The following is a 20,557-nucleotide window of genomic DNA, read 5'->3' on the forward strand; positions in this document are numbered from 1 at the left end:
CTAAGGTAAAAATGAGACTTAATTTTAAGTTTCTAAAAAAAATAAAATTTTAAATCCGTTAATTTTTACTTGCTCCCTAAAATTTGTGATTAAGAACAAATTGATTTATGTAGTTAATAAACTATTTTCACATGTTTCTCATATGGATAAAAAGTCACAATTAAATTATGCAAAAAACACAAATGCATTCACACTTGTGTTTAAAATTTTTATAAATAAATATTAAGCAAATCTTGCTACTAAACCAATAATAACAGCTGCAATTGTTGGAGCTAAAACAGGTACTCATGCGTAGCCTCAATTAGCACCAATTTTAACTTTTTTAGTTTTAATTGCAACAAATGCTTCAGTAACTAAGAATGCTAATCTTGGACCTAAATCGCGAGCAGGATTAATTGCATAACCTGTTGATGATCCTAGTGAAATACCAATAGCTGTAACTATTAAAGTAACTGGAATTGGCCCTAAAATATTTGATCATGAATTACCACTTTTACCTAAAGCAAAAATCATTCCTAATAATGCTAATGAACCAACTAGTTCGTAACTGAAGTTTTGAATTAAACCTTTTTCTTTAAAGTTAGAATAAGCTGGTCCTGTACAGTGACTTCCTCTTACTGTTTCTAAATCAGTTTCTTTAATGTGATTTCAGTTAATAAAATCTAACAATAAAGCTGCACTAAAAGCACCAAGTAATTGCATTAAAATAACTGGGACAAACTGCACTGCAGGTAAAAGTCCTGCGACAGTTGCATAAATTGTAACAATTGGGTTAATATGATTTGTAGAACCAACTGCATTAGCTGCAATTACTCCTAGAAATACTCCAAGTCCTCAACCAATTGCAACAACAATTCACTTACCAGGTTGGTTAGCAAACATTTTTGAATAACTAACAGAAGCATTAACTCCTACACCAAAAATTATTAGTATAAATGTACCTAAAAATTCAGCACCTAAAATTGATCAATCCATTATTCTATATCCTTTGTTCAGTTAAGTGTTCTTTTAACTGCTTCATTTCAACCTTTGATTAAAGTTTTAATTTCTTTATCATTTATTTGTGGTTTAAATTCTTTATCAACTTTTACTATTTTTTTAATTTCATCTAATGATTTTCAATAACCTACAGCTAAACCAGCTAGATATGAAGCACCCATTGCGGTTGTTTCGGTATTAACTGGTCTAACTACTGCCAATTTACTAATTGAACTTTGGAATTGCATTAAGTAATTAGATTTAGATGCTCCACCATCAACTTTAATTGTTGAAATAGGGTGTCCTAAGTCTTTAGCCATAGCTGCAATTAAATCATTTGATTGATATGCAATGGATTCAAGTGTAGCTTTGATAATGTGTTCTCTTTTAGTTCCTCTTTCAAGACCAAATATTGCTCCTCTTGAATATGAATCTCAATACGGCGCACCTAATCCTGTAAATGAAGGTACAATGTAGACTCTTTGATCATCATTAACTAGATTTGCAAAAAAATCAGATTCTTCCGATCTATACATTAATCGCAAGGCATCACGCAATCATTGAATTGCTGCTCCTGCAACAAAAACTGATCCTTCTAGAGCATAAACTGTTTTTTCATTTCCTAATTTTCAAGCAATTGTTGTAAGTAATTTATTTTTACTTTCAACTGCCTTAGTTCCAGTATTTACTAGAGTAAAACAACCTGTACCATAAGTATTTTTAACCATACCAATTTCAGTACCTAACTGTCCAAATAAAGCAGATTGTTGATCACCAGCTACACCTGTAATTGGAACAACTCCTTTAGCTCTATTACTTCATAAAGAAGGTAAAACAGTTCCGTAATTTTTCGAATCACTTGATGAATAAACTTTAGGTAAAATCTCCATAGGTATTTCTAAAAGATCTAAAATTTCTTTATCTCACTCTAATGTGTGAATATTAAATAGCATTGTTCTAGAAGCATTAGAAACGTCAGTAGCATGAACTTTTCCACCAGTTAATTTATAAATTAATCATGAATCAATTGTTCCTGCTAATAATTTTCCTTCTTTAAGTTTTTTCTGAGCTTTTTCACTATTTTTTAAAATTCAACGTAATTTAGTTCCACTAAAATACGGATTAATAATAAGCCCTGTTTTACTTCTAATCATTTCTGAATGACCGGCTGCAATTAATTCATCACAATATTCACTAGTTCTTCTGTCTTGTCATACAATTGCATTATGTACAGGATTTCCAGTTTCTTTATCTCATAAAACAATTGTTTCACGTTGGTTAGTTATTCCTAAAGCAGCAACATTATCTGATTTGATATCTGCAGCATTTTTAGCTTCTTGCATTGTTGAAAGTTGAATATTTCAAATTTCTAATGCATCATGTTCAACTCAACCTGAACGTGGGAAATATTGAGTAAATTCATGCTGAGCTACAGCTTTGATTTCACCTTTTTGATCAACAACTAGAGTCCGGCAACTTGTTGTACCTGAATCTAGAGTAATAATATATTTATCTTTCATATTTTCCTTTTTAAATAACTTCAAACTTTGCATTAAAATTTGAGCGTTTTTTTAAATCTAAATTACTATCTTGAAGTAATTTGACAATTTCTAAAGCAATTGCAGGTGCAGAAGCAATCGCTGGCGATTGCATCCCGGCTGCATTGATAAAGTTTTTGTTTGATTTAGCAGCTTTAATAATAAAATCATTAGTTTCAATATCAATTGGACGCGAACCTGAAAAAACCATTGATGTTCTTTCTAAATCTAATGAAGGAACTATTTTTTTTCCAATTTTTCCAATGTAGTCATACATTTTTCTTGTAACTAATAATGTATCTTCTTTTGCCACTCCATCTTCTGCAGTTGGTCCTACTAAAATGTTTCCATCTAAAGTAGGTGTTACAATAACACCTTTACCGTGAATCGTTGGCACCATAAAACAAATTGAATTTACAATTCCTGATTGCGATGAATCAAGTACTCTATATTCGCCTCTTCGAGTTGTTAATTTAAAATCAGGATAACCAGCCATTTGTGCAATTATGTCTGCATAATGTCCAGCTGCATTTATTATTCGTTTTGCAAATATTTTTTCATTTAAATTAATTTCAACTTCAAAGCCATCTTTAACTTCTTTTATAGCAGTCACTTTAGAATTTAGTTGTGTTTGTGTCCCATTTTGTTTTGAAGCACCAATAAATGCTTCAGTTGCTTTAACAGTATTAATTGCTCATGATGAAGTACACAATAATGCACCTTTAAGATCAGGATTTAAATTCGGTTCTTTTTTTAAGACTTCTTCTTTTGAAAGAACTTTCATAAATTCAGCAGGTACTTTATTTGTTAAACCTCTTTGATAAAGCATATGAACATGTTTCATTTCTTCATCACTAAAAGCTATTATTAGTGAATCTAATTGTGCTCTTGGAAATGTTAAATCTTTAAAAACAATGTTTCTTCACATTTCGTTACCAAGAACATTTAACTTAGCTTCAAGTTTGCCAGGTTCTGGATCAAAACCGCCATGTATTGCACCAGAATTACCTTTACTTGTTTCTTTTGCAAAGACAGGATTTTTTTCAACTAATAATGTTGTTAATTCATATTTTGCTAATTCATAAGCGATACTGGCGCCTATGATTCCGCCACCTATGATTAATACATCATATTTTCTCATAACTTCCTTTCTTCCTCTTTATAGGATTTTGTTATGAGATAATTATCTATGTAAATCTAAATCTTTATATTTATGATTTTTAATATTGAAAAAAATTTCCACATTTTCTCTTAATTTTTACAATTTTTAACTTAAAAATAAAAAATATGATAGAAGCGATGTCTATCATATTGCGTCAATTAATTTTTGTGACTATATTTTATTTTCTCGGCTTTAGTAATTATTTCAACTAAATTAACAACTTCATTATAAACTTGCTTTTCAGTTTTTCCAACTGTATTTACAATTGTAAAAGGAATTTTATATTTAGTTGCCATTTCGATAAATTTAGGCTTATAAATGTCATGTAAATCTTTGAAATATTTCTTATTTAATTCAAAATTATCTACTTCGACTTGTCTACCTCTTTTAAGAATTCTTTTTGTAAAATTTTCAAAATCAATATCTAAGAAAATTGCAAAATCAGGAATTTCCTTTTCAAAAATCATCTTACTAAACAAAGAATCATAAGCTTCTATATATTTTGTTCCTTTAGGTAAAAGGTTTAAATAGGCAAATATATAATGCTCAATTGCAAAACGATCTAAAAAAATATGATCTTCAAATTTATTTAATTTTTTTTGATTAAAATCATCTAATATTTCATGAAACTTAGCTGAATGTGATTCTATTATGTAACTTTGAAATGACATTGTTAAATGTTCTTTTTTTTCATAAAGTCATTTCAAAAATGTATTAAATATTTCATCACCTTCGGAAAATTCATCTAAAAAAAGTGATTTAGGATAACCTTTTTTTAGTTCTCTAACTAGAGAAGATTTTCCTGCGCTAATCATGCCAGAAATACCAATTATCACTTTAAACCTCTAAAATTTCTGCGTTGTATTTTACAGGTGCATCAACTTCAACTGTTTCACCTTTAGTTGCTCCCATTAAACTTTTAGCTAATGAGCTTTCAAAAGAAATTAAATTGTTAAATGGATCTGCATCTAATTTTCCAACAATCTTAATATTAAAAATTTCATTAGTAGTTAAATTTTTAAATTGCACCATTGAACCGATACCAACTGTTTTAGAAGTATTTTTCTTGATAATTACAGCATTAGAAATTATTTTTTCTAATTCAGAGATTCTATCTTCAATAACACCTTGTTGTTCTCTAGCTGCATCATATTCAGCATTTTCAGAAAGATCACCTTGTGCTCTTGCTTCTTTGATTTCTTCAATCGCTTTTGGACGTTCAACTTTTATTAAATGGTCCATTTCTTTTTTATATTCATCAAAAGTTTCTTTTGTTAAATGTATTGCGTTAATGTCGTGAATTTTTGACATGATCTCTCCTTAATTAAAATTTTTAGTTATAAAAGTAATCTTGTTTTTTACTTTAATTGTTTCGTGATGTTCCTTTAAATAATTTAAATGTTTTTGTAGGCTTTCAAAATCTTCTTTAATTAAATTATTACTATTTTCCACAATTATTAATGTGCCTTTTTCTTTTACATCTTTAATAAATGTGTCATAAGTTTTATTATAATCAAATTTTGATTTATTGATAATTAATGCATCATAATCATTTGAATTTTCTTCATTTATAAATTCTCTATAATCGGGAAAATCATTTTTGACTTTTTCAATTAATTCATTATCAAATTCAGGATTAGTTATTTTAATAAATTGCAATTGTTTTCAAATCGATAAAGTTATAAAAATACTGTCATCACCTATTACTTTAATTTTTCTAAATGAATTGCGATATAAAAAATTCAGTATTGTTTCTAAATCAAAAATATCAAATTTTGAACCAAGCGATTCTTTTAAATTCATATCAACATCACCACCATTTGGTCGATTAATTTTTGAATCTAAAATACTATTACCATCATTCATTTTTTTACGATACTTTTTAATCCAGAAACGAACTCAAATATAAAATCCTAATCCACCAATTGTCACAACAACAGCTGAGACTAGTAAAATTATTTTTCAAAGTTCCATTAATTGTTACCGCTTTTTAATCTTAATTCGTATTCTTTCATATAAGGAAATTCTTTTTCATAATAATTGAATAATCCAAAAACAAGATCTCTAACTTCTGAATCTTCTGTCATCGCTTGCATAAATAAATCTAAATAATATGTGTATTCACTAAGCAGTCCGATTATTTGAATAGATTCGTCTTCTTCAATTATTGTAGCCACTAAAATATCATCGCCAATATAAACGAAAATTAGTTCTTCATCTTCTTCTGGAATTATTAATAATCCAATTCCTTCAGTTGAATCTTCAAAAACCATTGATCTATCTTCTATTTCTTTTTCTATATTCATGATTGCTCCTAAAAATTATTTAGATATTCATTTAGAATTATTACCGCTGCTAAAACATCTTTATGATTTTTTGCTTTCGTACTTGAAATTTTACCTTGTTTTAAAATTTCTTTGGCTTTTTTGGTACTTAACCTTTCATCTACTAAGTAAACTGGCAAATTAAATTGTGATTCAAGTAATAGTTTAAAATCTTCAATCATTTCAGTGGTTTGACTTTTAGTTCCTGTTTGTCTAAGTGGATATCCCAAAACAAATGATTCGATTTTAAATTCATCAAATAACGTTGCAATATGTTTAATAAGTGAATTAAAATCATATTCCTTAAAAAAGTAATTTTCCAAAGGATTAGCAAACATTTTGAATGGATCACTAATAGCAATTCCACATGATCTTGAACCTAAATCTAAACCAACAATTCTCATCTATTTTAATTCCTTTATAAAATCACAAACACCTTGCATCATTTTTGAATTACCGCCACCTTTTAGGTTGTATTCATTTTGAAAATAAGCTCATAATTTTTTAGAATCATTATTTTCACTTGTGATTACAATTTTATATTTATCACCACTAATTTTTGATAAAAGTAAAATAAATGAATTAGGTTTTTCTGAACGTAAAGCTGCTGCTTGAGAACTTAGAATAGAACTATCAACATTCGAATTTCAAAAAATATCCATATCATCTATACTTAGTTTTTGTAATTCTAAATTATTGCTAACTTTATTTGCTGAAGATTTAATAAGGTTTTTTAATATTAGCCTCAACTCATCAATTAAATTTCTTTTAGAATTAATTTCATCAATCGATTTTACATACTCTACCTTATTGATATCAAAATTACTATCTAAACTTACAATTTTATCAACAATAGATTTTTGCTCAATATCTAATTTTTCAATTTCGGATTTAATAAATTTATTAACTTGTTTATGAGTTGTTACTGCGCTTATTCTATAAATTCCAGTACCTTTATTTTCAACACTTGTTATTTTAAAATCTTCAATAAATTCAGTATTTTTAATGTGTGTTCCACCACATAAATCGCTTGTAATTCCTGGAAAACTAACCACTCTTACATTACTTGGGTCCATATATTCTGTTTCTTCTATGGTTATAATTACACCCATTTTTTTAGCATTTTCAACATCTGTATTTGAATAAACACGATCAACTTTTGCATTGATATATGATTTTACTCTTTGCTCAATTTCAAATATTTCTTTTAGTGTTGGTTTTGAATTTGCAGGCATGTCAAAAGTTAATCTATTTTCATTATTGTTTGAACCAAGCTGTTTAATTTCCATTCCAAATTGTTCACGCAATGATTTGAAAAGCAAATGTGTACCAGAATGGTTTCTTTCTAAATTTGTTCTATTGTTTTTATCTATAAAACTTTTAACAGGTTTAGAAATATCGATACTTCCTTGAACTTTATGAATATGATTACCGTGTTTATCTTTGAAAATTTCTAAAACAGCAATTTTGTTATCGCCTTGCAACATATAACCTTGATCATGTTTTTGTCCACCACCAGTAGCATAAAATGGTGTTTCGTTTAATATTAAGTATGAAATATCTTTTGAATTACTTTTATTAATTTCAGCATTAGTGTTTGCAAGAAATAAAATATTACTTTCATTTTCTAAAAGATCATAACCAACAAATGAACCTATTTTTTTTGTTATTAAAGCAAGTGAATTGATAACAGACTTCATTGCTTGAGAATTGTTGCTTCTTGATTTATTTGCATGCTCATCTCTATATTTATCAATTTCTTTTAAATTAAGATTTATCCCTTTTTCAAATAGAATTTCTTTTGTTAATTCAACCGGATATCCATATGTTTCAAATAATCTTCATGCAATTTTTGAATCAAATTTTTTGGAATTTTGGCGTGACATTTCCTTTTCTAAAAGTTTAAGACCTGAATCTATTGTCTTAGAAAAAATGCGTTCTTCTTTTTGAATTATTTGGCTAACTTTTTCTGAATCAAAATCAAAAATTAAGGCATTTTTGATAATTGGTGTTAGTTTATATAAAAATGTTTGTTCTTTAATTCCTAATTTATAAGCCATTCTATAAGAACGTCTAATTAATCTTCTAATTATGTAACCACGACCTATATTAGAAGGTTTAACACCATCAGCTATAGCATTAACGGCTGAACGCATATGATCGGCAATAACTTTAAAAGCAGTATTTATTTCAGTTTGTTTAGGTTCATTTACAAAGTAATTTTCAATATCATATTTTTTACCTGAAAGCTTTTCAATTTCAGCAATTATTGGTAAAAATAAATCAGTGTCATAATTTGTTGGAGCATCTTGCAATATTGATGTGATTCTTTCTAATCCTGCACCAGTATCGATATTTTTGGATTTTAGTTCACTATAATTATTTTTACCATCGTTATTAAAAGTTGAAAAAACAAGATTTCAAATTTCAATGTATCGATCATTTTCAAGATCCTGTTCTAAAATTTCAATTCCTCTTGAATCATATTTTTGACCACGATCATAAAAAATTTCACTATTAGGACCGCAAGGACCTAAACCAACATCTCAGAAATTAGTATCTCGTCCGCCTTTAATTATTTTTGATTTTGGGATTCCTAAATCTATTCAATTTTGATAAGCTTCTTCATCTTCTTTATAGACTGTATAAAAAAGTTTTTCAGGGTCCATTTTTAATACATCAATTAGAAATTCTAAAGCTCACTTTTGAGCTTCTTTTTTAAAATAATCACCGATTGAAAAATTACCAAGCATTTCAAAAAATGTATGATGTCTTGCTGTTACACCAACATTTTCAATATCATTTGTTCTTATTGCTTTTTGTGAATTAACTAATCTTAAAGCTGGTGGTTTTTTTTCACCTGTAAAGTATGGTTTTAAAGTAGCAACACCTGAATTAATTCATAACAAAGATGGATCATTAATTGGAACTAGAGATTTGCTTTCTAAATAAAAATGATTTTTTGAAACAAAAAAATCAATTCATTTTTGTCTAATTTCTTTGGAAGTTAATTTTTTCATCATCTCTTCTTTCTGCAAAAACTTCTTCAATTATTGCTCCACCAATACATCTATTTCCTTTGTATAAAACAACTTGTTGTCCTGGAGTGACTGCTTCAGCTCCTTGTGGATAGTAAACTTCAATTTCATTGTTTTCTAATATTTTTATTTCGACAGGAATATCACTTTGTCTATAGCGGAATTTGGCAGTTATGTTACTAAAATCAAAATTTAATTCATCTATTATTTGATTAAAATTACTTGCATGTAAACGATATGAAATTAATAATTGTTTATGACTAACAGGTGCTACATAAACAATTTTATTTTCTATGTCAAAACCGCTAACAAAATGAGGTTCTTTCATTCCACCTAAATTCAATCCTTTTCTTTGTCCAATTGTAAAATACATAGCTCCTTGGTGCTGACCTACAACTTTATTATCTACAGCTGACACAATATTTCCGGGTTGTGCAGGAATATAATTTTGTAAAAATTGACTAAAATTTCTTTCTCCAATAAAACAAATTCCAGTTGAATCTTTTTTATTTGCAACAATTAAATTTTGTTCTAGAGCAATTTTTCGAACTTCTTTTTTAGTATATTCAGCTAAAGGCATTATTATTTTTTCAAGTTGCTTAGGGCTTAATTGAGCAAGAAAATACGATTGATCTTTTGATTCATCATCCGCTTTAAATAAATGAGAATTTTCAACTTTAGCATAGTGACCCATTGCAACAAAATCAGCATCAAATGTTTTTAAAGCGTAATTTAAAAACTTATCAAATTTGATGTATTTATTACATAAAATATCTGGATTAGGAGTTCTTCCTTTTTTATATTCTGAAATGAAATTTTCAAATACATATTCTCAGTATTCATCAATAAAATCAACTCTATGAATCGGGATTCCAATTTCCTTTGCTACTTGTTTTGCGTCTAGATAATCTGATTCTTGCGGACAAATATCATCGTTAATTGTGTCATTTCCTTTAATATCATTGTTAGCTAATGAATCTCAATTACGCATAAAAAGGCCAATTACTTCATGACCTTGTTTTTTTAATAAATAAGCACTAACAGCTGAATCAACACCACCTGATAGTCCGACAACTATTTTTGCCATATTTTCCTTTCTACATAAGAAAAACCACATCGCGTGGTTTCCTGTTTTTAACTACTAAAGAACTTATTAATCAGAACAGTTGCTTGTTCAGGTTTAGCTGCATTACGTGTTACTGTAAATGTTAATGTAGCTGTTTGCGGATTTGTTTCTTTATTATATGTTGTTGTAAATGCATATTTTACATCTGATTCTTTAGTAAAGTTTAGCATTGCTAATTTTTGCTCATCTGGTAATTTTTCAAAGCTTTCTAAAGTTGGTTGATTACCTTCTGTATTCCATCAATTAAATGAGGAGTCTGCAGAATTAATTCTTGTATTAAATTCATTAATTGCATTGGTTCTTGCAGTTACTAAATTTTGATCAACAATAGATTGAGCAGTGAAGCCACCAACAGTTATTTTAGCAAGTCTAAAAGCATTTGGATTTGAAGCTAAGCTTAATTTAATTCATAAATCAACAGCATTTTCATTATTTGCATTTGCTACTGGTTTTTGAGTTTCTTCATTATAACCTTCAACACCAGGGAACATTAATTGATATAAAATTCTACTGTTTGTACCTTGGTTAGTTCCGGCTGTGATAATAAAATCATCTGCTTGTACTGCATCAGGTTTTTTGGTTTTAGAAGTGTCTTTCAATGTAACTACAGGTGTTGCAGATGAATTAATTGTACTTTGATCATTAGTTACTAATCCGGTAATTGTTCCATCTAACATAACTGAAGTTAAATTATTTGATTTTATTCTATAGTTAAATGTAATGGTTCCATTTTCATTTGAATTTGTTCTATTAGTTACTGAATCAACTAAGAAACTATAAGTATTTGCATCAGTTCCTGCACCAGCAGTTTTAACAGTATCATTTATTGTTACTGATTGAATTCAAGAAGAAATTTCAGCATTAGTAATATTTTCGGGTCTTTTTGCATCGCTTGTTTGAGGCACACCAACTTTAAATACTACTTTTGCTTCATTAACTTCAGCTTGAGCATCAGTTAAAAATCCAGTGATTTTAACAGTTGAAGAATTTGCTTGTTCAATAGATTGGTTATCATCACGTAATTTGTAAGTAAATTCAAGTGTTCCTAACTTATCATCAGATTTAATATCTGAAGTAACTAATGAATAAATTGATAAATCACTTTGATTTACTGAACCAACAGTTATAGCATTAAGTAATGTATGAATTGTTTCAGAAGATGGAAAAGTTGATGCTTTTACAGTTGGATTATTTCTTTTTCAAATAATTGTAGCTGAATCAATATTTAATTGTCCTCTAGTTCTAAAACCATTAACTGCAATTGGGAATGTAGTTCTAATTACTGAATTATAACTAATATTAATATTTACATTTAATGATCCGTTAATGTCATTTTGACGATCAACACTTGGAATTGAAACTGATAATTTATCACTAATTTTTGTAATGCCTTCAAGCGTTATTGGATTAATTGAAAAGTTTGCAGCAGTTAAATTACCAGGTAATGTTAAAGCTTTATTTTGAGCTTCGGTGTTTCCAGCTACTTGATTTGAACTGCGGTTTTCAGGAACGTAAGTAAGTGCATTAACATCAGCAAGTAAAGCCTTAGCTTCTTCAACAGCGATTGCAATTTCTTTTTCATCTGTTAAAAATCCTGAAATTTGTAAATCAGAAGTTTGACTAACTACATTAGGGCTTGTACCAACACTGAATCTAACTCTTAAAGTTACAATTCCTCTAGTAATATTAGCAGCTGAAGGTGTAAGAACGTCGATTAGCGTAATTGTTCCGCCGTATTTTGTAACCATTTTACCGTCAATTTCTTCAACAACTTGCTGTAATACAACGTTATCTTTAGTAACTTGTTGTGCTTTGATTTTTGAAATATCAACTGGTTGCTTATCAGTACCTAAAATTGTTGGGCGCATTTGTCTAAATTCAGTAATAAGTCTATTTAAGTTAATTTGATTTTCTGTTCTTTGATCAGCAAAACCTGTTAATGTTGTTCGATATGTTGTAACAACATTTTCATCATTTTCTAAATCTGCTTCTGTAGCATAAACGTTTACAGTTGCAGTCATTGTTCCTGATATATCGTTTGCAGAAGTAGGTTGATCAGGTACTATTTTATAACGTAGATTTGGTCAAGTTTGTGTAATTGATAGAGCTGCATTTTGGTTAGGCAATCTAAAATTTGCAAGCAATGTTTCAGTATCAAAATTATTTGTAGAAGTATTAATAAATGAAGTTGGCAGCAATTTACCTAATTCAGATTGTCTATTAGGTAAAACAGTAATAGCAGGTTTAATTGCTCCGGTACCGTTAAATAATTCATCAATAGTTTTATCATTAGCTAAACGTCTAATGTATCTAAAATAAGTTTTCTTAAAACCATTTAAAGACACAACTATTTGAGTTAATACATAACCTGTATCAGCTGTAGATTGAGATTGATTTAAAAAGTATTCTTTTTTAGTTAAAATTGTATTAAATGGGTCAAGTGTTCCAATTACAGATTTTAAATTATTTTCAATTGATGGATCTTCATAAACAAATGTTCAAACTCTTGCATCAAATGCTTCATTTTGAGCAGGAGTTGAGTTAACTGAAATTGGAGGTATTGTACCGTTAAATCTATCTAAAAGATTTTGACCTACATAACCTACTTCATATCTTAATTGAGAACTTACTAATGCAGCTCTTTGTGCAGAACTTAATAATGAACCATCTGGATTTCTAACAGCAGCAGCTAAATTATTGCTATCAAATAAATCATTTTCACTAATGCTAATATTAGTTGCTATATCGACTGTAACAGTTGAATCTGGTGATGAAGCAACTAATTCCACATTGCTATTTCTAACAAAACTTGGTAGTATTTTTCTATTTGGTGTAGTAATTTTTGGGAATTGCAATCTTTGTGATCCATCAGTTAATAAGGTAGCACTTGTTCCTTCAAAATGCTTATTAATAATTTGTTCTGCTATGAACATATTGTCGTTATATGTTGTAAATTCTAAAGTGAATTCTCTATTAAAAGGAGCACTACCTGCTAGTTGTGGTGTAGTTGCTCTAAATGACATTGAAATATTACCTGTTGTATTATCAGCAGCACTATATCCCATAAACTCAAAACTCATATTTATACCTTCAAAAGCACTATTAGTCTTAATGGCTTCAATATTTAAAGGATTAATTTGCGGTAAATAAATTAAGGCTCCTGTTGAATTTTTAAGTGTAGAAACAATTGTTGGTAATTGAGAATAAAAACTTTTAATTGTTGAATCTGTTAAAACTGCATTTTGATAATTTGGAAAAGATAAAAAATTATTAGTTATTCTATTTCTAGAAGCTTTGATAATTTCTTCTAAATAAGCAGCTCTACTGTTTAAAGTTAGTAATTTATCTGGAGTTGAAAAATCAATACCTTTTGTATCAACTTTTTTTTCATAAGTAACCGGAGCAATGTCAGGATAGTTTGCAGCGCTAATTTGAATAACTGCATTTAATGATAAAAAATCTTCAGAAATTTTAAGTTCAGTAACCGTATAATTTAAATCATTATTTTCATTTGAAATTACTATTCTTGAAGGAGTTACACTTGTAGCAGTAATAGTTCCAGCTTCTAATTGACTTTGTAATGCAGCAGTTAAAGTTGGAGTTAATTCAGCTCCACTAGATTTAATTAAAACTTCTACTGATTCACGTTTTTGTACCTCAGTTTGCTGTACATCAACATTGTTTGTAGATAAAACAACACCAATACCAAAACCAGCAATTACAGCAGTAGAACCAGCTGCCATTCCAAGTCCAATTAAAACTTTTTTAACCTTTTTATCCATACATCATCCTTAATAAATAACATTTTCGAAATATTTCGTATATTATAGCAAACAAAAAATAATCTAATTTTTTTAGAATCGCTAAATTAAATTAAAAAACCGCTAATATGCGGTTAAAAAATTAAGAATTTTTCTTCGCTATTTCAATTAATAATAGGAATGTTTTTTCTTCACGAATAGCAAGTTCTGAAAGCATTTTTCTATTAATTTTAATATTAGCTTTTTTAAGTCCATTTACAAATTTTGAATATGAAATTCCATGCATTCTTGTAGCAGCATTAATTCTAGCGATTCATAATTTTCTAAAATCTCTTTTAACTTGTTTTCTATCTCTAAAAGCATAGGTTCATGACTTAACAACAGCTTGTTTTGCAACTTTAAATCCAACTGATTTGTGACCTCAGTATCCTTTTGCAAGCTTTAGTCATTTTTTTCTTCTTTGTCGTGTGACAGGTCCTGTTTTAACTCTCATGAATTCCTCCTATATTAGATCTTTCAGTCTTTTGTAATCACTTGGGTGCATTAGTCCACCTTTACGTGATTGTCTTTTTTGTTTTGTTGTTTTATTTTGCGCTAAGTGAGATCGATAAGCGGCACCTCTTTTTACTTTACCGGTACCTGTAATTTTAACTCTCTTTTTAAGTGAGCTTTTAGTCTTCATTTTTGGCATCATGGTCTCCTTTGTTTATCTGCTCTTCTTTTTGGTATTTAGCAATTTTTTTCTTGTCAGGATGAATAATCATATCTAGGAATTTACCAGCATTTAACGTTCGATCTTTGTCAATTTTGGCAACATCTTCAATTAATGCAAAAAAGCGTTTTAAAGTTTCGTGACCAATTTCTTGGTGAGCTAATTCTCTTCCTCTAAATTTTAAAGAGATTTTAACTCTATCTCCTTCAAGTAAAAATTCACGAGTCTTTTTAGCTTTATTTTTTAGGTCATTTTCACCAATTAATGGAGTCAATCTTATTTGACGATTTTTAATTGTTGTTTGCTTTTCTTTAAGTTCTTTTTCTTTTTTCTTTGATTGATACTTATATTTACCATAATCTAAAATTCTAGCAATAGGTCTTGGGTCGACACGAATTAAAAACAGATCTTTACGTTTTGAATTTGCTAAATCTAGTGCTTCATTTTTAGGCATTATTCCTAAATTTTCTCCATTTTCATCTATAACATACATTTTTTTAAAAGGTATTGCGTCGTTGATAAATGTGTCGTCGTTATTGATAGCTTTTTTTGATTTTTTATTTGGTTGATTCATAGATTTTGATTTTTTCTAACTCCTGGTTTAATAAAAAAAGTGGACTAATCCACTCCCCTATATAACTAAAAAATAATTAAAAAATAATTATTAAATTGTAGCTATGCCCACAGTTTAGACCATCAGGCGAGAAGTGATTCTACTTTCTGCAATTTAATTGCTTATTAAATATACCACATTATTTATAATTATTTTTTTTATTTTTAATTGACTCAATTAGATTCGAAAATAAAGATAAAACAGTAATTGGTCCAATACTACCTAATGGCGGTGCTATGGCTGAAGCTTTATCTTTTACAGAATCCAAATCAACATCTCCAAAAGTTTTGTTATCAATTTTTGTAAATCCAGCGTCAATTAAAATGGCACCTTTTTTAATATTTTGCTGCTTTATTAAATTTATGACTCCTGTAGCTACAATTAAAATATCGCACTTTTCGGTCCCATTAATTGTTGTACTTTTATCAAAAACCGTAACTTTTTCATTAATTTTTGAAAGTATGTGAAAAAGTGGTTTTCCAATCAATCTGGATTTACCAACTATACCAACTGATAAATTTTTGTAATCAATTTTATGATAGTCCATGAATAGTAAAATTGCTTGAGCGGTGGCTGGCTTAATGAAGTATTCATTTTGATTTAAAATAATACTATTTTGATTTTTATCGCCTAACCCGTCAGTGTCTTTAAATTGATCGACCGAATTTAAAATTTTAACCCTATCTAAATGATTTGGTAATGGTAATTGAATAATTATTCCATCCATACTTTCATTTAATTTTGATATTGACTTAATAATTTCATCTTGTGTAACGAATTCATCAAAATTAATTAAATGACCGCTCACTCCAATTTCTTCTGCCATTTTCAATTTGGCATTAACATAAACTAATGAAGAAGGATTTTGTCCAACTAAGACTATTGCTAATTTTGGTTTGCTTTTTAATTTTTCAATTTCTGATTTTAGGTTTTCTTTTAATTCGACAGCCATTATTTTGCTTGTCAATTTAATCATTCAATAACGCCTTTAATTGTTCTTTGTAAATTGAAAGTTTTTCTTTTTCATCTTGTATTTTTTTAGCTGGTGCTTTAGCTAGAAATTGCTCATTTTTTAAAATATTTTCTGCTCTAGAAATTTCAGATTTTATTCTATCAATTTCAATTTTTTTGTTTTTAATAATTTCATCTTTAACATTTTCTGGAATCAATATATTGATTTCATATTTTCCGCTAACAACTATTTCTCCATTGTTATATTCTTTTTTAGCTTTAACCAATTTATCAATTGCTTCATAATCAGTTTCATCAAAAGAATTAGTATCCATTCAATAAATAAATTGATCACTTGAACTAAAATTTAAACTTTGCTTTTTCTCTCTTAACCTTGCAATTATTTCGATTAGATCATCTACTTCTGGGACAATTTTTTTAACGCTTAATTTATTTAATCTAGATTCTAATAATTCTTCATTAAATAATTCCTTGTAAATATGATCTGTTAAAAAAGGTAAAAAAGGATGAAGCACAACTAAAAGATTTTTAAAAATTTTTAAACTAAATTTCTTGCTTGGTCTAACTTTCAAAAATTCTAAATAAGCAGAAGAAAAATCATCCATGACAAATGAGTAAATATCTTTTCCAATAAGAGTAAATTCGTATTTATCTATATAGTTTGATATATTGTTTTCTAATTGAGATAATTTCGACTCAATTCATAAATCATATTTTGATTCAGAATCAGATTCATCATCATTTTGAAGTTTTAAATACCTTGCAATATTTCAAATCTTGTTACAAAAATTTCATCCTGCCCTAATTTTTTCTTCACTATAAGTTATATCCATACCAGCTGTTGTATTAGTTGTTAAAAATCATCTTAATGCATCACTACCATATGAATCAATTATTTGCATTGGGTCAATTCCATTACCTAGTGATTTTGACATTTTTCGTCTTTGTTCATCACGCACTAAACCGTGATATAGAACTGCTTTGAATGGTTTTTTATTTTGGAATTCCAAAGTCAAAAAATACATTCTTGCAACTCAAAAAAATAAAATGTCATAACCTGTTACTAATAAGTCTGTTGGTAAATATCTTTCTAGATTTTCTAAATCACTTGGTCAACCAAGGAATGAATAAGGAGCAATTCCAGATGAAAATCATGTATCTAAAACATCTTCATCTTGAATTCAATTTTTACCAGGACTTTCAACTTGAACCTTTATTTCATCACCATTGTATCAAGCCGGTATTCTATGTCCTCATCATAGTTGTCTACTAATTTCTCAATCATAAGACTCTTCCATTCAACGAACTAAATCTTTTTCAAATCTTGCTGGATATGAAATTAATTTGTCATCAGTTTTTAAATGATCAAGTACTAAATTTGACATTCTTTTAACATCAACGAATCATTGTTTTTTTGCAAGAATTTCTATTGGTGTTCCGGTTCTTTCTGAATGACCTATTGCCGAAATTGTAGTTTCTTCTTTTTCTAATTGGTTAGTATTTTTTAAAAATTCACCAATTTCTTTCCTTGCTGTAAATCTGTCTTTTCCTTTTCAATTTAAAGCGGCTTCATTCATAATTCCAGATTCATCAATTGACTCAATGACTTCTAAATTATTTTGTTTAATTATTTCAATATCATTTATTGCATGAGCAGAAACTTTCATAACACCAGTTCCAAAATTAGGGTCAATATATTTATCTGCTAAAATTGGTATAACTCTTTTATCAATTGGATTAATAACATTTAAATTAATTAGATGTTTGTATCTGTCATCATCTGGATGAACAGTTAAGGCAACATTACTAAATAATGTTTCTGTTCTTGTTGTTGCACTTATAATAAAATCGATTCCAGATTTTTTTTGATCTTCAAAATAATATTTAATGTAATACATTTTCTGTTCAACATCTTTATTGTAAACTTCCATATTTGACAATGTAGTTTTTTGTTTCGGATCTCAGTTAACACCTCTATAATCACGGTATATTATTCCTTTATTGTATAAATCTATGAAAACTTTATTAACTGCTAAATTTGCTTTATCATCTAATGTAAATCTTTCGTTTTTATAATCAAGTGCTAATCCTAATTTTGCTCATTGTTCATGAATGATGTTTTGATATTCATCTTTCCATTTCATAGTAAGATCAATAAATTTTTCTCGTCCTAAATCATGCTTAGTTTCATTTTCTAAAGCTAATTTTTGTTCAACTTTAACTTGTGTAGCAATACCAGCGTGATCTGTCCCACTAATTCAAAAAACATCAAAGTTCTGTAATTTTTTATAACGTATTACAGTGTCTTGTAAATAAGTATTTAATGCGTGTCCAATGTGTAATTTTCCAGTTATATTTGGAGGTGGTAAAAGAATTGAAAATGGTTTTTTAGATTTATCGTGTGTTGAAAAATAACCATTACTAACTCATTTTTCATTTTTACCTTTTTCAACTAAAATATGATCATATTTTGAATTCATAATTTCCCCTTAATAATAAAAAATATACCAACCTAGGTTAGTACTTTTCGATATCTGTCCAGTCAATTTCAAGTGAATTTTTTTTGCCTAAAAGCTCATAATCAATTGTTACTGATTTACGTATTTCGCTTACTGAAGTAACTTTGTAAATTTGATTTTCATCATCGCTTGCTAATTCACCTTTAACGATTCTAATTTGGTCACCAACTTTGAAAGGTGTTGAATTAATTTCATCTTCAAAGGATTTATCCATTTCAATTTCTGTATCTTTCATTTTTTGAAAACTTCTTTTTGAAATAGGTGTTGGCTTAACTCCAGAACCGTGTGAACCAATAAGTCCGGTAACATATTCAGTATTACGAGTAATATATCAAGTTTCATCAGTCATTTGCATTTTTATAAAAATGTAACCTTTATACAAATTGATTAATTTAACTTTGTATTCTTGTCCGTTTCGTTTTTTTTCAAGTTCTTTTTTAGTTATTTTCTTTTCATAAAAAATTTTAAATTCAGAAAAGTACTCTTCTACTCTTTCTGTTTCAATTTTTTTCTTTAAAGCTTCTATAACTTGTTCTTCTTTATTCGGACTTGTTGAAATCATATATCATGTGTACTTATGATCTTTTTTAATATTGCCAGATAATTCTTTATCCATTGGATACTCCTACTCCTATTGCGTTTAATGCAGCCGTTGCGCCAGTGGCTAATGCAAAAACAAATAACGAAAATATAATTGTGAAGATAATAATTTTACCAAAAGCTACTCAACTAACTCTTAAAGTCGGTCACCTAACTCTTTTGAGTTCTTTAACAAACAAAATACTTTGTCTTAAAAGTCAGTTTCTTTTCCGACTTTTCCTTACTTTCATTCTTTTTGAGCGTCTTTTCACAAATACCTTCTAGCTATGTTGTTTATGATTGGTTTTTTATTCTAAGATTATAAAATATAAATCAAATTTAAAGATAATTTAATTAATAATCGATTTAGTTTAAAGTATTAAAAAAATAGCCGAGCTATTTTTCTTCTTTGTGCATTGTTTTTGCTCTACAATTACTACAAAATTTATTTATTTCAAGCCTTTCGGGCTTACTTTTGTTTGTTTTATAATTTTTTCTTTTACATTCTTGACATGCCAAGGCTATTTTTGCTTTCATATCATTATGATAACTTAAAAATTAAATTCGCCTAAATTATTTGCAATTTCCATTTTGCAAAATCTAAATCTTTTTTCGCTTAGAAATAATTTCATTTTTATTTCTGCTGCGTTCAAATTTTCCTCAACGACCATTTTAATCATTTTTGCGCTGAGCTGGCACAACCTTTTTTCATTTATTAATCTTTTTAAAATTTCGTCTAAGTTTTCCATTTCAGCAAATCTATCAATATCTATATCATTTCATTCATCATATGAATAAAAACTTGAATTAAATTTGTTGATTGAATTATTGTATTCATGTACATAATTCAACATTTCAACTCGTCACTGTGCATATAAATAATTTATCAGACTTATCCCTCTATCTGATTCATATTTTCTTAGCAAACTAGGGGTATTTGAAATTGCATATACTACTAAATCATCTACAGTTAATGTTGAAGTATAGTTTACATGTAGACATCTACGCGCCATAGCTTCAATTTGTTGTTGATAATTTTCGTAATAATATTTAACTATTCTTGACTCCTTTATTTTTATTTTAAAATCATTTTTGTCCATTAATCACTTCCTTTTGTAGGTAAATTATTACATCCACAAAAGCGAACTAAGGAAAATTTGTAAAATGTAGTGGAAATTTTCCACTTTTTATTTTTTAAAAATTAATTTCTAATAAAAATTTTAGAAATGTAGTAT

General features: G+C 28.1%; 20 protein-coding genes. All 20 read right to left on the minus strand.

Features of this window, described 5'->3' with window-relative positions; genetic code table 4:
- Nucleotides 1–222 precede the first annotated feature (222 nt).
- Nucleotides 223–975, minus strand: coding sequence for an MIP/aquaporin family protein (locus tag CG473_RS02880; RefSeq protein ID WP_094254816.1), 753 nt, complete (start codon nucleotides 973–975; stop codon nucleotides 223–225).
- The gene (glpK, locus tag CG473_RS02885; protein WP_094254817.1) at nucleotides 975–2,498 is read right to left on the minus strand and encodes a glycerol kinase GlpK; all 1,524 of its coding nucleotides are present in this window, start codon (nucleotides 2,496–2,498) and stop codon (nucleotides 975–977) included. The genes CG473_RS02880 and glpK overlap by 1 nt, the downstream gene beginning before the upstream one ends.
- Nucleotides 2,499–2,508: 10 nt before the next feature.
- Nucleotides 2,509–3,657, minus strand: a complete 1,149-nt coding sequence (gene glpO, locus CG473_RS02890) for a type 2 glycerol-3-phosphate oxidase (protein ID WP_094254818.1) — start codon at nucleotides 3,655–3,657, stop codon at nucleotides 2,509–2,511.
- A 179-nt stretch (nucleotides 3,658–3,836) separates the two neighbouring features.
- On the minus strand, nucleotides 3,837–4,514 hold the full coding sequence (locus CG473_RS02895; protein WP_094254819.1) for a deoxynucleoside kinase: 678 nt from the start codon (nucleotides 4,512–4,514) through the stop codon (nucleotides 3,837–3,839).
- Between the two features lies 1 nt (nucleotide 4,515).
- The gene (greA, locus tag CG473_RS02900) at nucleotides 4,516–4,989 is read right to left on the minus strand and encodes a transcription elongation factor GreA (RefSeq protein ID WP_094254820.1); all 474 of its coding nucleotides are present in this window, start codon (nucleotides 4,987–4,989) and stop codon (nucleotides 4,516–4,518) included.
- A gap of 9 nt (nucleotides 4,990–4,998) precedes the next feature.
- On the minus strand, nucleotides 4,999–5,652 hold the full coding sequence (locus tag CG473_RS02905; RefSeq protein WP_094254821.1) for a BC85_0335 family putative methyltransferase: 654 nt from the start codon (nucleotides 5,650–5,652) through the stop codon (nucleotides 4,999–5,001).
- The gene (locus tag CG473_RS02910) at nucleotides 5,652–5,984 is read right to left on the minus strand and encodes a hypothetical protein (RefSeq protein ID WP_094254822.1); all 333 of its coding nucleotides are present in this window, start codon (nucleotides 5,982–5,984) and stop codon (nucleotides 5,652–5,654) included. Before CG473_RS02910 ends, CG473_RS02905 begins: the two co-directional genes overlap by 1 nt.
- A gap of 8 nt (nucleotides 5,985–5,992) precedes the next feature.
- Complete coding sequence (gene ruvX, locus CG473_RS02915; protein ID WP_094254823.1) at nucleotides 5,993–6,406, minus strand: Holliday junction resolvase RuvX; 414 nt, start codon at nucleotides 6,404–6,406, stop codon at nucleotides 5,993–5,995.
- The gene (gene alaS / locus CG473_RS02920; protein WP_243720099.1) at nucleotides 6,407–9,025 is read right to left on the minus strand and encodes an alanine--tRNA ligase; all 2,619 of its coding nucleotides are present in this window, start codon (nucleotides 9,023–9,025) and stop codon (nucleotides 6,407–6,409) included.
- Complete coding sequence (mnmA, locus tag CG473_RS02925) at nucleotides 8,994–10,127, minus strand: tRNA 2-thiouridine(34) synthase MnmA (RefSeq protein ID WP_094254824.1); 1,134 nt, start codon at nucleotides 10,125–10,127, stop codon at nucleotides 8,994–8,996. Before mnmA ends, alaS begins: the two co-directional genes overlap by 32 nt.
- A 47-nt stretch (nucleotides 10,128–10,174) precedes the next feature.
- Nucleotides 10,175–13,948 carry a lipoprotein 17-related variable surface protein gene (locus tag CG473_RS02930; protein ID WP_094254825.1) on the minus strand — a complete coding sequence of 1,258 codons (3,774 nt, stop codon included), beginning with the start codon at nucleotides 13,946–13,948 and terminating at the stop codon, nucleotides 10,175–10,177.
- A gap of 121 nt (nucleotides 13,949–14,069) precedes the next feature.
- Complete coding sequence (rplT, locus tag CG473_RS02935; RefSeq protein ID WP_094254826.1) at nucleotides 14,070–14,420, minus strand: 50S ribosomal protein L20; 351 nt, start codon at nucleotides 14,418–14,420, stop codon at nucleotides 14,070–14,072.
- A 9-nt stretch (nucleotides 14,421–14,429) separates the two neighbouring features.
- The gene (rpmI, locus tag CG473_RS02940; RefSeq protein ID WP_424991518.1) at nucleotides 14,430–14,609 is read right to left on the minus strand and encodes a 50S ribosomal protein L35; all 180 of its coding nucleotides are present in this window, start codon (nucleotides 14,607–14,609) and stop codon (nucleotides 14,430–14,432) included.
- Nucleotides 14,599–15,213 carry a translation initiation factor IF-3 gene (gene infC, locus CG473_RS02945; protein WP_094254828.1) on the minus strand — a complete coding sequence of 205 codons (615 nt, stop codon included), beginning with the start codon at nucleotides 15,211–15,213 and terminating at the stop codon, nucleotides 14,599–14,601. Before infC ends, rpmI begins: the two co-directional genes overlap by 11 nt.
- Nucleotides 15,214–15,391: 178 nt before the next feature.
- Complete coding sequence (locus CG473_RS02950; protein WP_094254829.1) at nucleotides 15,392–16,228, minus strand: bifunctional 5,10-methylenetetrahydrofolate dehydrogenase/5,10-methenyltetrahydrofolate cyclohydrolase; 837 nt, start codon at nucleotides 16,226–16,228, stop codon at nucleotides 15,392–15,394.
- Nucleotides 16,221–18,704: a valine--tRNA ligase gene (locus CG473_RS02955; protein ID WP_094254830.1), complete on the minus strand. Its 2,484-nt coding sequence runs from the start codon at nucleotides 18,702–18,704 to the stop codon at nucleotides 16,221–16,223. Before CG473_RS02955 ends, CG473_RS02950 begins: the two co-directional genes overlap by 8 nt.
- Before the next feature lie 37 nt (nucleotides 18,705–18,741).
- Nucleotides 18,742–19,359, minus strand: coding sequence for a transcription termination/antitermination protein NusG (gene nusG / locus CG473_RS02960; RefSeq protein ID WP_243720100.1), 618 nt, complete (start codon nucleotides 19,357–19,359; stop codon nucleotides 18,742–18,744).
- Nucleotides 19,352–19,594 carry a preprotein translocase subunit SecE gene (gene secE / locus CG473_RS02965; RefSeq protein WP_133509988.1) on the minus strand — a complete coding sequence of 81 codons (243 nt, stop codon included), beginning with the start codon at nucleotides 19,592–19,594 and terminating at the stop codon, nucleotides 19,352–19,354. The genes nusG and secE overlap by 8 nt, the downstream gene beginning before the upstream one ends.
- A gap of 124 nt (nucleotides 19,595–19,718) precedes the next feature.
- Nucleotides 19,719–19,859, minus strand: coding sequence for a 50S ribosomal protein L33 (rpmG, locus tag CG473_RS02970; protein WP_094254832.1), 141 nt, complete (start codon nucleotides 19,857–19,859; stop codon nucleotides 19,719–19,721).
- Nucleotides 19,860–19,873: 14 nt separating this feature from the next.
- On the minus strand, nucleotides 19,874–20,422 hold the full coding sequence (locus tag CG473_RS02975) for a hypothetical protein (RefSeq protein ID WP_094254833.1): 549 nt from the start codon (nucleotides 20,420–20,422) through the stop codon (nucleotides 19,874–19,876).
- Nucleotides 20,423–20,557 lie beyond the last annotated feature (135 nt).

It is taken from the genome of Mycoplasma testudineum (assembly GCF_002245785.1).
Taxonomy (GTDB): domain Bacteria; phylum Bacillota_I; class Bacilli_A; order Mycoplasmatales; family Metamycoplasmataceae; genus Mycoplasmopsis_B; species Mycoplasmopsis_B testudinea.